Below are 13,051 nucleotides of genomic sequence, written 5' to 3' on the forward strand. Positions count from 1 at the left end.
CACCGGTGGGCCGGGCGCGCACCCGGCCGGTCCACCCACCCCGTCGACGCGTGCACCCTGGGGGCCCGCACCGTGCGCAAGTTGTCCGTACTCCTGTCGTCCGTGCTGTCCACGGCACTGCTCCTGCTGGGCGCCCCCGCGGCGGGCGCCGCCGACAACGGCAGCTGGTCGGTCTTCCCGGCCACCACCGCCACCGGCACCCGGCCGTACTTCTACCTCTCGGCCGACCCCGGAGCCACCCTCACCGACAAGGTGACCGTCAAGAACAAGACCGCCGCCCCGCTGACCTTCCGGCTCTACGCGGCCGACGCGTACAACACCGAACGCGACGGCGGATTCGCGGTCCGGGCGCTGAACGAGAAACAGCGCTCCGTCGGCGCCTGGGCCACCACCGACCGCGACCGGCTCACCGTGAAACCGCACGGCTCGGTCACCGTGCCCGTCACGATCAAGATCCCCGAGGACGCCGAACCGGGCGACCACCCCGGCGCCCTCGTCGCGCTGGACGAGCGCATCGACCCCGCCGACGCGGGCGCGGTCGCCGTCGGCGTCCAGAAGGCCGTCGGCGCCCGGATCTATCTGCGGGTCAACGGCCCGACCATGCCCGCGCTCTCCGTGGACGACGTCCGGATCGAGCACACCCAGCCGCTCGTCCCGGGCACCGGAAAGTCCCGCGCCGTCATCTCGTACACGCTCCACAACCGGGGCAACGTCACCCTCAGCCCCAAGGTCGCGCTCAAGGCGGAGGGGCTCTTCGGCCGCACCCTGCTCGCCCGCGACCTCAAACGGATCCCGTCCGAGCTGCTGCCCCGCCAGGAGGTCCGGCTCACCGAGGAGTGGAAGGGCGCGCCGCAGCTGGAGTGGGGCGAGGTCAAGCTGACCGCCAGCGCCCGTGACACCCGCGAGTCCGCCGCCGCCGGGTACTTCGCGCTGCCCTGGCTGGTCGCCGGGGTGCTCCTGGTGCTGCTCGCCGGGGGCGCGGGGCTGTGGATTCGGGCACGCCGGAGCCGTCGCCGTACGGCCTGAGACGAGCGACCCGGCGGCGCCGCCGGCCGCCTTGGTGCGGCAGTGCCGCCGGGATCGGGGACAATGGGCGCCATGAGCGCTCGACCTAACCCAGAAGCTGCTGCGCAGCAGGCTGAGAACACCGCCCCGCACCGGGCCGGCTTCGCCTGCTTCGTGGGCCGTCCCAACGCGGGCAAGTCCACCCTTACGAACGCTCTGGTCGGCCAGAAGGTGGCGATCACGTCCAACCGGCCACAGACCACCAGGCACACGGTCCGAGGCATCGTGCACCGGCCGGACGCGCAGCTGATCCTGGTCGACACCCCCGGCCTCCACAAGCCGCGCACCCTGCTGGGCGAGCGTCTCAACGACGTCGTACGCACCACCTGGGCCGAGGTCGACGTCATCGGCTTCTGCCTGCCCGCCGACCAGAAGCTCGGCCCCGGCGACAAGTACATCGTCAAGGAACTCGCGGGCATCAAGAAGACGCCCAAGATCGCCATCATCACCAAGTCCGACCTGGTCGAGTCCAAGCAGCTGGCCGAACAGCTGCTGGCCGTCTCCCGCCTCGGCGAGGAGCTCGGCTTCGAGTGGGCGGAGATCATCCCGGTCTCGGCCGTCAAGGACGACCAGGTCGGCCTGCTGGCCGACCTGATCGCCCCGCTGCTCCCCGAGAGCCCGCCGCTCTACCCGGAGGGCGACCTCACGGACGAGCCCGAGATGGTGATGGTCGCGGAGCTGATCCGGGAGGCCGCGCTCGAAGGCGTACGCGACGAGCTGCCGCACTCCATCGCGGTCGTCGTCGAGGAGATGCTGCCGCGCGAGGACCGGCCGGCGGACAAGCCGCTGCTCGACATCCACGCCAACGTCTACATCGAGCGGCCCAGCCAGAAGGGCATCATCATCGGCCCGAAGGGCCAGCGGCTCAAGGACGTCGGCACCAAGTCCCGCAAGCACATCGAGGCCCTGCTCGGCACGCCGGTCTTCCTGGACCTGCACGTGAAGGTCGCCAAGGACTGGCAGCGCGATCCGAAGCAGCTGCGGAAGCTTGGGTTCTGAGCGGGTCCCCGACCGACGGCCGGAGGCCGGCGCAGCCGCGCGAAGCCGCTGAGGCCCCCCGGGGCCGAAGGGTGCGAGGGCGGCCGTGGGAATGGGCTCCGAAGCAGCTGCGGAAGCTGGGGTTCTGAGCCCCGGAGCCCCAGCAGTCCCTTCAGCGGCACGCCGCCGGTCCTACGCGGCCTCAGCGGCACGCCGCCGGTCTCACGCGCCCTCCTTCAGGACGCGTGAGACCAGTGCGCGCTGGGCGTCGGTCAGCCGGGGGTCCGCGCAGTGCACCGTCCGGTCGCCGACCGTGATCCGGTAGCCGAAGCCGTCCGGTACGCCGGTCGGCGGGGTGTCCCGGCCGTCGGCGAGCGCCGATTCGGCCAGGGCCTCCCATTCACGGGCGTCGGCCCGGCCGGAGGTGTCGATCTCGCGGTGGCGTGCGATACCGGCGAAGCCGCCGGTCCTGCTCACCTGGATCCGCATACGGTGTCCTTCCCCTGCGGACGCGCCCTGGGTGCTGCCTACGCGGTCGGTACGCCCACCTCCGACCAGGCCTTGAGGACCGCCTCCACCTCGTCGCCCGCACCGAAGCGGCTGCGTGCCGCCGCGACGGTCAGCCGGGCGAAGGCCGCGAAGTCGGCGTCCACCGCCAGTTCACCACCGGTGAGCACATCGAACCAGAGCTGTCCGGCCTTCTCCCAGGAACTGCCGCCGAGCGCGGTCGCCAGGAGGTAGAACGCGCGGTTGGGGATGCCGGAGTTGAGGTGGACACCGCCGTTGTCGTCGCCGGTGCGGATGTAGTCGTCCATGGACGCGGGCTGCGGGTCCTTGCCGAGCACATCGTCGTCGTACGCGGTGCCGGGCGCCTTCATCGAGCGCAGCGCCACCCCCTGGACGCGCGGCGCCAGCAGGCCCGCGCCGATCAGCCAGTCGGCCTGCTCCGCGGTCTGGCCCAGCGAGTACTGCTTGACCAGGGAGCCGAACACGTCGGAGACGGACTCGTTCAGCGCGCCGGACTGGCCGTAGTAGCTCAGGTTGGCCGTGTACTGGGTCAGGCCGTGCGCCAGCTCGTGGGCGATGACGTCGATGGCGACGGTGAAGTCCAGGAAGATCTCCCCGTCCCCGTCGCCGAACACCATCTGCTCGCCGTCGAAGAAGGCGTTGTTGTACTTCTCGTCGTAGTGCACGGAGCCGATCAGCGGCAGCCCGTTGCCGTCGATCGAACGCCGCCCGTACGCCTTGAGCAGCAGTTCGAAGGTGGCGCCCAGGCCCGCGTACGCGCGGTTGACGCTGGCGTCGGACGTGGGGTCCTCGCCCTCGGCGCGGACCTTGGTGCCGGGCAGCTCGGTGCCGTGCCGGCAGTCGTAGAGGGTGCGGTCGGGTTTGCCGGAGCGCTCGTCCTCCGGGGCGGGGGCGACGCGGGCCGGGACGGGGGTCGTCACCTGGCGGCGGGTGCGCCGGGCGGCGTCGGCCTCCAGGGTGCGGCGGGCCGGGCCCGCCAGGACGGGATCGTCGGACTGGGACAGCTTGTCGAGGACGTGGGGCGGCACGATGGTGCAGAAGACGGGCCGGTGCGTGTGCTGGGTTCGAGGCTGCATGCACTCGACTGTGGCAGCGTGTGATCGCCGTGTCACTGGTTGCCACCAGGATTGACGAATTAGAGTGATCGATCACTGTTTAACCGTTACCGGCCTCCGGTCCCGCATACTGATACGGCACGGACGCCTCGGGCGTCGCTCGGCTAGTCTCTTCGCATCATGCGTTTCGGGCTGCTTCTTCTTAGCTGCCGCGGCGAGGGTCTGTAGTCGTAGGCCGACCCCCTCCCCGCGGAGTCTTGTGTTGCAGCGACACAGTCGGCCTTCCCCCAGCCCCGATGGGCAGGGGAACCCTTCTTGCCGGACTCCGAGGAGCCCCACGCCATGACCGCAGTGAATCCCGCTCAGAACCCCGTCGCGAACGCCGTCGGCCGCCCCACGCCGATCACCAACGCCACCGGGCTGCAGAAGCCCTCCGGGATGCCGATCGGCAAGTACGGGCAGTACGAGGCCGTCGAGATCCCCGACCGCACCTGGCCGGACAACCGGGTCACGGTCGCACCCCGCTGGCTCTCCACGGACCTGCGCGACGGCAACCAGGCACTGATCGACCCGATGTCACCGGCCCGCAAGCGCGAGATGTTCGACCTGCTCGTACGCATGGGCTACAAGGAGATCGAGGTCGGCTTCCCGTCCTCCGGTGAGACCGACTTCGCGTTCGTCCGCTCCATCATCGAAGAGGGCGCGATCCCCGAGGACGTGACGATCTCCGTCCTGACGCAGGCCCGCGAGGAACTGATCGAGCGCACCGTCGAATCGCTGCGCGGCGCCCACCGCGCCACCGTCCACCTGTACAACGCGACCGCCCCCACCTTCCGCCGCGTGGTCTTCCGCGGCTCCAAGGAGCAGGTCAAGCAGATCGCGGTGGACGGCACCCGGCTGGTCATGGAGTACGCGGAGAAGATCCTGGGCGAGGAGACGATCTTCGGCTACCAGTACAGCCCGGAGATCTTCACCGACACCGAGCTGGACTTCGCCCTGGAGGTCTGCGAGGCGGTGTGTGACGTCTGGCAGCCCGAGGCCGGCCGCGAGATCATCCTCAACCTGCCCGCCACCGTGGAGCGTTCGACGCCGTCCACGCACGCCGACCGGTTCGAGTGGATGTCGCGCAACCTGTCGCGCCGCGAGTTCGTCTGCCTGTCCGTCCACCCGCACAACGACCGGGGCACCGCCGTCGCCGCCGCCGAACTGGCGCTGATGGCCGGGGCCGACCGGATCGAGGGCTGCCTGTTCGGCCAGGGCGAGCGCACCGGCAACGTCGACCTGGTCACGCTGGGCATGAACCTCTTCTCGCAGGGCGTCGACCCGCAGATCGACTTCTCGCAGATCGACGAGATCCGCCGCACCAGCGAGTACTGCAACCAGATGGAGGTTCACCCGCGCCACCCCTACGCGGGCGACCTGGTCTACACCGCCTTCTCCGGCTCCCACCAGGACGCCATCAAGAAGGGCTTCGACGCCATGGAGGCCGACGCGGCCGCCCAGGGCAGGACGGTGGACGAGATCGAGTGGGCGGTGCCGTACCTGCCGATCGACCCGAAGGACGTCGGCCGCTCCTACGAGGCCGTCATCCGGGTCAACTCGCAGTCCGGCAAGGGCGGAATCGCCTACGTCCTGAAGAACGACCACAAGCTGGACCTGCCGCGCCGGATGCAGATCGAGTACTCCCGGATCATTCAGGCCAAGACCGACGCCGAGGGCGGCGAGGTCACTCCGACGCAGATCTGGACCACGTTCCAGGACGAGTACCTGCCCAACCCGGACAACGCCTGGGGGCGCGTACAGATCCGATCCGGCCAGAGCACCATCGGGTCCGACGGCCAGGACACGATCACCGTCGAGGCGACCGTGGACGGCGCGGACACCGTGCTCACCGGCACCGGGAACGGCCCGATCTCGGCGTTCTTCGAGGCGCTGCAGGCCATCGGCATCGACGCCCGGCTGCTGGACTACACCGAGCACACGATGAGCGAGGGCGCGAGCGCCCAGGCCGCCTCGTACATCGAGTGCGCGATCGACGGAAAGGTCCTGTGGGGCATCGGTATCGACGCCAACACCACCCGGGCCTCGCTGAAGGCGGTCGTCTCCGCGGTCAACCGCGCCACCCGCTGACCCGCCCGCCCGAAAGGGCATGAATCAGTACGGTCCGTGAACCCCGTCGCCCGCATCCGGGAGGCGGGGTTCGGCCATCTCGGGGTGGTTGTGACGGGCGAGGTGCTGACGCCGCTTCATGGATGTGGTTAACATCACGTCCAACACGGCAATGTTGCCGTGTTGGTACCTCCCGTGTCCGCAGGGCTACGGGGGAGTTACGGAGGTGTGCGACGTGCGGTCAGCCCTGGGACAACGCGCCATGAAGCTGCGTATCTGCGGCATCCGTACGATGTGGGACACCGTCGGTGACGGCGAGTTCTTCTGCGCCGGCTGCGGAGGCGACCGCAACTACCGCCGCCTCACCGGACGTCGCCGGTTCACCTTCCTCGGGGTACCGCTGCTGCGGCGCGGCACCGTGGGCCCGGTCGTCGAATGCGCCGCGTGCCACGGCCACTTCGGCACCGACACGCTCGACCACCCCACCACCACCCGGTTCTCCGCGATGCTCAAGGACGGCGTCCACACCGTCGCGCTCGGCGTCCTGGCGGCCGGCGGGACCACCTCCCGCACGGTCCTGGAGACCGCCGTCGCCACCGTGCGCGGCGCCGGCTTCGACGGCTGTACGCAGGAGCAGCTCGCCACCGTCGTCGAGGTCCTCTCCGTCGACATCGGCCACGGCTCGGCGTTCGACCCGGCCGCGGAGGCCTGCGGCGCGGCCCTCGCCATCGAGCTCCACGAGGCGCTGGAGCCGCTCGCCCCGCACCTGGCCCAGACCGGCCGCGAATCGATTCTGCTCCAGGGTGCCAGGATCGCGCTCGCCGACGGCCCGTACAGCCAGGCGGAGCGCGAGGTGCTGACCACCGTCGGCGGCGCGCTCCAGCTCTGCGCGCAGGACACGGCCCGGCTGCTCGCCGCGGCGGCGCGTACGCCCTCCTGAACCGCCCCCGCACCACCGGCCGTTACTCCCGAGGGAGTACGCCGGCGCACGGCACCCTCCCCGGAAGTAGCGGGGATGTCGGTCTCCGGCGCGACGAACCGGCCCTGGCCCGACGGGAGTCTGGACATGAATCCAGACACCCGGACGGAAGGGGGCCCGTATGCGGGCCGCAACGCAGGACAGGGGCGGACCGGCGCGGCCGCGGTCACGGAGCCGGTGGCGGAAGCTGCCCTGGGCGGTCGTCGCGCTCTGGGTCGCCGTCATCGCGGTCGCCGGGCCCCTCGCCGGGAAACTCTCGGACGTACAGGCCAACCACGCGGTCGACTACCTCCCGGCGAGCGCCGACTCGACGCAGGTGGCGAAGATCCAGGAAGCGCTGCCCGGCGGCGAGTCCACCGACCTCGTCCTCGTCTACCACCGCGACGCCGGACTGACCCCGGCCGACCGCGCCGGGGCGGCCCGCCAGGCCGCCCGGGTGGCCGCGGACCACACCCTCACCGCGCCCCCGCGCGCCGTCCCCTCCGAGGACGGCACGACCCTGATGTACCCCGTCTCCACCACGGAGCCGGGCCAGGACGACGACGCCAGGACCGCGTTCGTCGACGAGGTGCGCGAGACCGCGAAGGGCGGCGACGGGCTGAGCGTCCGGGTCGGCGGCCCGGGCGCGATGAACACCGACGCGCAGAAGGTATACGGCTCGCTGGGCGGCCCGCTGCTCTACACGACCGTCGCCGTCGTCGCGATCCTGCTGATCCTCATCTACCGCAGCCCGCTGCTGTGGCTGGTGCCCCTCGCTGTCGCGGGCGTCGCCGACGCCCTCTCGATGGCCGTCGTCTACGGACTCAACCGGGGCTTCGACATCACCGTCACCGGCCAGAGCTCCGCCGTGATGACCATCCTCGTCTTCGGCGCGGGCACCGACTACGCGCTGCTGCTGGTCTCCCGCTACCGGGAGGAGCTCACCCGCCACGCCGGGCCGCGAGAAGCGATGGCGGCGGCGCTGCGCGGCTGCGGCCCCGCCGTCGTGGCCTCCTCCGCCACCGTCGCGGCGGGCCTCCTGTGCCTTCTGGCGGCCGATCTCACCAGCAGCCGAGGAATGGGACCCATCGCCGCCGTCGGGGTGCTGTGCGCGCTCCTGGCCATGCTGACGCTGCTTCCCGCGCTCCTGGTACTCCTGGGCCGGCGCGTGTTCTGGCCGCTCGTACCGGCGTACGGCACCGAACCCGTGCGCCGGCGCTCGCTCTTCGCCGCCATGGGCGGCTCCGCCCGACGCCGTCCCGTCGCGGTGCTGGTGACCGGCGGGGTACTGCTGGGCGCGCTGTCGCTCGGGGTGCTCGGCGGGCCCGGCGACCTCAAGCAGGAGGACTCCTTCACCAGCAGGCCGGACTCCGTCGCCGCCATGGAGACACTCGCCGACGCCTACCCCGGCCGCTCCAGCCAGCCGATCACCGTCCTCGCCCCCACCGGCCGGGCCGACGAGACCCTGGACCGGGCCCGCGCCACCGAGGGGGTCGCCGCGGCGGAGCGCGGCCGCAGCGGCGGCGGCTGGACCGAACTGTCCGTCGTCGCCAGGGACGCCCCCGAATCCGCGGGGGAGCGGAACACCGTCGACGCCCTGCGCGCCGGCCTGCCGGGGGCCCACGTCGGCGGACCCGGCGCCCAGCAGATGGACCTGGAGAAATCCAGCTCCCGCGATCTGCGCACCGTCGTCCCACTCGTCCTGCTGTCGGTCCTGCTCATCCTGATCGTGCTGCTGCGCAGCCTCGTCGCCCCGCTGCTCCTCGCCGCCGCCGTCGTCGCCGTCTGGGGCGCCGCGCTCGGCATCGGCGGACTGCTCTTCGAACCGCTCCTCGGCCTCAAGGGCACCGACCCCGGACTGCCCCTGCTGTCCTTCGTCTTCCTGGTGGCGCTCGGCGTCGACTACGGCATCTTCCTGATGCACCGGGTACGCGAGGAGGCCCTGGCCGGCGCGGAACCGACCGCCGCAGCGCTCACCGCCCTGCGCACCACCGGCGGCGTGATCGCCTCGGCCGGCCTGGTGCTCGCGGCCACCTTCGCCGTCCTGACGAACATGCCGCTGACCGGCCTGGTGGAGATGGGCTTCGTCATCGCCGTCGGTGTGCTCCTGGACACCTTCCTCGTCCGCACCTACCTCGTCACCTCGGCCGCCGTCGCCCTGCAGCGGAGGATGTGGTGGCCCGGCGCGCTCAGCCGCACACCCGCCACCCCCTCCCCGCGGGAACCGGAACTCCTCCGGGCGCCCTGACCGTGCCGCGGCCCGTACCGGAGGATGGCCGGGTGTCCCGAACCACGCGCCGTCGCGAGCGCGTCCTGGCCGTCGTCAACCGCGACCCCATGCACGCGCCGCACAAGACGCGCACCGACGCCCTCGTAGCCGTGGGCGCCGGTGCGCTGTCCGCCGCCCTCGCCCTGCTCGGCGGCGGCGACCACGCCCCCGACGCGCTCGGCTGGCTGCTGCTGGGGGCGAGCGCGGCCGCCCTCGGGTGGCGGCGGCGCGCACCCGTGCTCGTGGTGGCCGCCATGGTCCCGATGCTGGCGCTCTACCACGGCCTCGACAACGACCACACGGCCACGATGCCGCAGACCTGGATCGCGCTCTACACCGTGGCCGTGACCGGCCGCCCGCTGCGCACCCTGCTCACCGGCATCGCCGTGATGGCCGCGATGATGACCGTGGTGCTCGGCATCAGCACCCACGACGGGCTCGAACTGCTGCGGATCTCCGGCTGGATCGTCGCGGTGCTGTTCTGCGGGGTGGACGTACGCATCTACCGCCAGTACGTCGCCTCCGTGCTGGAGCGCGCCGAACGGGCCGAGCGGACCCGCGAGGAGGAGGCCCGGCGGCGGGTCGCGGAGGAACGGCTGCGGATCGCCCGCGACCTGCACGACCTGCTGGCCCACAGCATCACCCTCATCGGCGTGCAGACCTCGGTCGCCTCGCACATCCTCACCGTCGACCCGGACCGGCTCGACCGGAAGGCCATCGCCGCCTCGCTGGACGACATCGCCGGCACCTGCCGCGAGGCCCGCGCCGAACTGCGCACCACCCTCCAGGTGCTGCGCGACACCGGGCACGCGGGCCGCGACGACGCCGACGGGCCGCTGCCCGACCTGGCCGCGCTGCCCGGCCTCGTCCGCGCCGCGGAGGCGGCCGGGGCCCACGTCGACCTCCGGGTGCGGCAGCCGGAGGCCCGGCTCGCCCCGGCGACCGGAGCGGCCGCCTACCGGATCGTCCAGGAGTCCCTCACGAACGCCGTACGGCACGCGGGCCCCGGCGTCCGGGTCGGCGTCGTCGTGGAGCCCGCCGCAGGCGCCCTGCGCGTCACCGTCACCGACGACGGCACCGGCCCGGTGGACGACGGCTCCGCGCCCGGGTTCGGCATCGTCGGCATGCGGGAACGGGCCCGCAGCACCGGTGGCACCCTGGACGCCGGTCCCCGCCCCGGTGGCGGCTTCGAGGTGTCCGCGCTGCTGCCCGTCCAGAAACACGAACCGGAGACCCTCACATGATCCGCGTACTGCTCGCCGACGACCAGACACTCGTGCGGGCCGCGTTCGCGATGCTCGTCGGCTCCGACCCCGACATGGAGGTCGTCGGCCAGGCCGCCAACGGCCTCGAAGCGGTCGCCCTCGCCCGCTCCGAGCGGGCCGACCTGGTCGTCATGGACATCCGGATGCCCGAACTCGACGGCATCGAGGCGACCCGCCGCATCGCCGCGGACGAGGACCTCGCCGGGGTCAAGGTACTGGTCCTGACCACCTACGACACCGACGAGCACGTCGTCGAGGCGCTGCGCGCGGGCGCCTCCGGCTTCCTGGTCAAGGACACCCGGCCCGCCGATCTGCTCGCCGCCATCAAGACCGTGGCCGCGGGCGAGGCCCTGCTCTCGCCCGGCCCGACCGCCCGGCTGATCGCCCGCGTCCTCAGCGCCCCCAGCGCCCCGCCCGCCCCCGGACCCGGCGGCCCGGAGGCGCTCACAGAGCGCGAACGCCAGGTCCTCGGCCTCGTAGCACGCGGTCTGAACAACACCGAGATCGCCGAGACCCTCGGCCTCAGCCCGCTCACCGCCAAGACCCACGTCAGCCGGATCATGGGCAGGCTGAGGGCCCGCGACCGCGCCCAGCTGGTGATCATCGCCTACGAATCCGGGCTGGTCGTGGCCGCCGGCGGCGGGGCGGACGCGAACTGAACGGACCGGGCCGAGGGGCCGGACCCGCCGGGCCGCCCGCGTACCGGACAATGGAGCCATGAGCTTGTTCCGGGACGACGGCGTGGTGCTGCGCACGCAGAAGCTGGGCGAGGCCGACCGGATCATCACGATCCTGACCCGCGGCCACGGCCGGGTACGGGCCGTCGCACGCGGCGTACGGCGCACGAAGTCGAAGTTCGGGGCCCGCCTGGAGCCCTTCTCCCACGTCGACGTGCAGTTCTTCGCCCGCGGCAGCGAGCTGATCGGACGCGGACTGCCGCTCTGCACCCAGAGCGAGACCATCGCGCCCTACGGCGGCGGGATCGTCACCGACTACGGGCGCTACACCGCCGGCACCGCGATGCTGGAGACCGCGGAGCGCTTCACCGACCACGAGGGCGAACCCGCCGTCCAGCAGTACCTGCTCCTGGTGGGCGGACTGCGCACACTGTCCCGCGGCGAGCACGACCCCCACCTCATCCTCGACGCCTTCCTGCTGCGCTCGCTGGCCGTCAACGGCTACGCCCCCAGCTTCGACGGCTGCGCCCGGTGCGGAATGCCCGGACCGAACCGGTTCTTCTCCGTCGCGGCGGGCGGCGTCATATGCGGCGACTGCCGGGTACCGGGCAGCGTCGTACCCTCGGCGGAGGCCGTCACCCTGCTGAGCGCACTGCTCACCGGCGACTGGGAGACGGCGGACGCGTGCGAGCCGCGTCACGTCAGGGAGGGGAGCGGGCTGGTGTCCGCCTATCTGCACTGGCATCTGGAGCGCGGGCTGCGCTCGCTGCGGTACGTGGAAAAGTGACACAGGGAGACTGAGAAGCTCATGGCAGTACGCGGAATCCTCGGCGGCCGTAACCGGCGCGACCACAAGACCCCGGAGCCGCACCCGTCCGGTGCCGTACCGCCGAAGATCCCAGGTGAGCTGGTGCCCAAGCACGTCGCCGTGGTGATGGACGGCAACGGCCGCTGGGCCAAGGAGCGGGGCCTGCCGCGCACCGAGGGCCACAAGGTCGGCGAGGGCGTCGTCATGGACGTGCTCAAGGGCTGCATCGAGATGGGCGTCAAGAACCTCTCGCTGTACGCCTTCTCCACCGAGAACTGGAAGCGGTCCCCGGAGGAGGTGAAGTTCCTGATGAACTTCAACCGGGACGTCATCCGCCGCCGCCGCGACGAGATGGACGAGCTCGGCATCCGGATCCGCTGGGTCGGCCGCATGCCGAAGCTGTGGAAGTCCGTCGTCCAGGAGCTCCAGGTCGCCCAGGAGCAGACCAAGGACAACGACAAGATGACGCTGTACTTCTGCGTCAACTACGGCGGCCGGGCCGAGATCGCCGACGCCGCGCAGCGGATCGCCCAAGACGTCGCGGCCGGGAAGCTCGACCCGTCGAAGGTCAACGAGAAGACGTTCGCGAAGTACACCTACTACCCGGATATGCCGGACGTCGACCTCTTCGTCCGCCCGAGCGGCGAGCAGCGCACGTCCAACTACCTGATCTGGCAGAGCGCTTACGCCGAGATGGTCTTCCAGGACGTGCTGTGGCCGGACTTCGACCGCCGCGACCTGTGGCGGGCCTGCCTCGAATTCGCCCAGCGCGACCGGCGCTTCGGCGGTGCGGTGGAGGCGGCGGAAACCGGCAGCTGAGCGGGCGGGTCCGCGGGGGTGGTGCCCCGCGGACCCGGATCACTCCTGAGCGCTCGCGCACTCCGCGCAGGTGCCGAAGACCTCCACCGTGTGCGCCACGTTGACGTAGCCGTGCTGCGCCGCGATCGTCTCCGCCCACTGCTCCACGGCCGGGCCCTCCACCTCGACGGCCTTGCCGCACACCCGGCAGACCAGATGGTGGTGGTGGTCGCCGGTCGAGCACCGCCGGTAGACGGACTCGCCGTCCGTGGTGCGCAGTACATCGACCTCGCCCGCGTCCGCGAGGGACTGCAGGGTGCGGTAGACCGTGGTCAGCCCGACCGAGTCGCCGCGGTGCTTGAGCACATCGTGCAGCTCCTGGGCGCTGCGGAACTCGTCCACCTCGTCGAGCGCCGCGGCCACCGCGGTCCGCTGCCGGGTCGAGCGGCCGCGTACCGGGGCCGCGTTCGTGTCCCTGCTCGGCGCCGTCGCCACAGGAGCCTCCTCGTGTCGCCCGTACGTTTGTCGGGCCATTGTGCCA

At 71.8% G+C, this 13,051-nt stretch carries 12 protein-coding genes; 9 read left to right on the forward strand and 3 right to left on the reverse strand.

From position 1 onward, the window contains the following. Positions 1-72: 72 nt before the first annotated feature. Both ACFVQ0_RS29935 and era read left to right on the forward strand, forming a co-directional pair. Positions 73-1,026: a WxL protein peptidoglycan domain-containing protein gene (locus tag ACFVQ0_RS29935; RefSeq protein WP_390092312.1), complete on the forward strand. Its 954-nt coding sequence runs from the start codon at positions 73-75 to the stop codon at positions 1,024-1,026. Positions 1,027-1,089: 63 nt separating this feature from the next. Then, positions 1,090-2,064, forward strand: coding sequence for a GTPase Era (era, locus tag ACFVQ0_RS29940; protein ID WP_199884410.1), 975 nt, complete (start codon positions 1,090-1,092; stop codon positions 2,062-2,064). Between the two features lie 201 nt (positions 2,065-2,265). Here the strand turns inward: era and ACFVQ0_RS29945 are convergent, their stop codons facing one another. Beyond that, positions 2,266-2,532, reverse strand: a complete 267-nt coding sequence (locus ACFVQ0_RS29945) for a protealysin inhibitor emfourin (RefSeq protein ID WP_390092313.1) — start codon at positions 2,530-2,532, stop codon at positions 2,266-2,268. A 38-nt stretch (positions 2,533-2,570) separates the two neighbouring features. Further along, on the reverse strand, positions 2,571-3,647 hold the full coding sequence (locus tag ACFVQ0_RS29950; RefSeq protein WP_390092314.1) for a M4 family metallopeptidase: 1,077 nt from the start codon (positions 3,645-3,647) through the stop codon (positions 2,571-2,573). Positions 3,648-3,968: 321 nt separating this feature from the next. Between ACFVQ0_RS29950 and leuA the strand changes: the two genes are divergently transcribed. The 7 genes from leuA to ACFVQ0_RS29985 all read left to right on the forward strand — a co-directional run bounded on the left by leuA (position 3,969) and on the right by ACFVQ0_RS29985 (position 12,531). After that, complete coding sequence (gene leuA / locus ACFVQ0_RS29955) at positions 3,969-5,756, forward strand: 2-isopropylmalate synthase (protein WP_390092315.1); 1,788 nt, start codon at positions 3,969-3,971, stop codon at positions 5,754-5,756. A 241-nt stretch (positions 5,757-5,997) separates the two neighbouring features. Next, the gene (locus ACFVQ0_RS29960; RefSeq protein WP_390092316.1) at positions 5,998-6,675 is read left to right on the forward strand and encodes a TerB family tellurite resistance protein; all 678 of its coding nucleotides are present in this window, start codon (positions 5,998-6,000) and stop codon (positions 6,673-6,675) included. A gap of 160 nt (positions 6,676-6,835) precedes the next feature. After that, positions 6,836-8,941 (forward strand): MMPL family transporter, encoded by a 2,106-nt coding sequence (locus ACFVQ0_RS29965; protein ID WP_390092317.1) that lies wholly within the window; start codon positions 6,836-6,838, stop codon positions 8,939-8,941. An 89-nt stretch (positions 8,942-9,030) separates the two neighbouring features. Beyond that, complete coding sequence (locus ACFVQ0_RS29970) at positions 9,031-10,206, forward strand: sensor histidine kinase (protein WP_390092428.1); 1,176 nt, start codon at positions 9,031-9,033, stop codon at positions 10,204-10,206. Then, positions 10,203-10,886 carry a response regulator gene (locus tag ACFVQ0_RS29975; protein WP_390092318.1) on the forward strand — a complete coding sequence of 228 codons (684 nt, stop codon included), beginning with the start codon at positions 10,203-10,205 and terminating at the stop codon, positions 10,884-10,886. The genes ACFVQ0_RS29970 and ACFVQ0_RS29975 overlap by 4 nt, the downstream gene beginning before the upstream one ends. 58 nt (positions 10,887-10,944) lie before the next feature. Continuing rightward, positions 10,945-11,691: a DNA repair protein RecO gene (gene recO, locus ACFVQ0_RS29980; protein ID WP_390092319.1), complete on the forward strand. Its 747-nt coding sequence runs from the start codon at positions 10,945-10,947 to the stop codon at positions 11,689-11,691. Between the two features lie 21 nt (positions 11,692-11,712). Continuing rightward, positions 11,713-12,531 carry an isoprenyl transferase gene (locus tag ACFVQ0_RS29985; RefSeq protein ID WP_390092320.1) on the forward strand — a complete coding sequence of 273 codons (819 nt, stop codon included), beginning with the start codon at positions 11,713-11,715 and terminating at the stop codon, positions 12,529-12,531. A gap of 39 nt (positions 12,532-12,570) precedes the next feature. On the opposite strand, the gene ACFVQ0_RS29990 is transcribed toward ACFVQ0_RS29985, so the two are convergent. Then, positions 12,571-13,005, reverse strand: coding sequence for a Fur family transcriptional regulator (locus ACFVQ0_RS29990; protein ID WP_390092321.1), 435 nt, complete (start codon positions 13,003-13,005; stop codon positions 12,571-12,573). Between the last annotated feature and the right edge of the window lie 46 nt (positions 13,006-13,051).

The organism is Streptomyces sp. NPDC057900 (assembly GCF_042887885.1).
GTDB lineage: Bacteria > Actinomycetota > Actinomycetes > Streptomycetales > Streptomycetaceae > Streptomyces.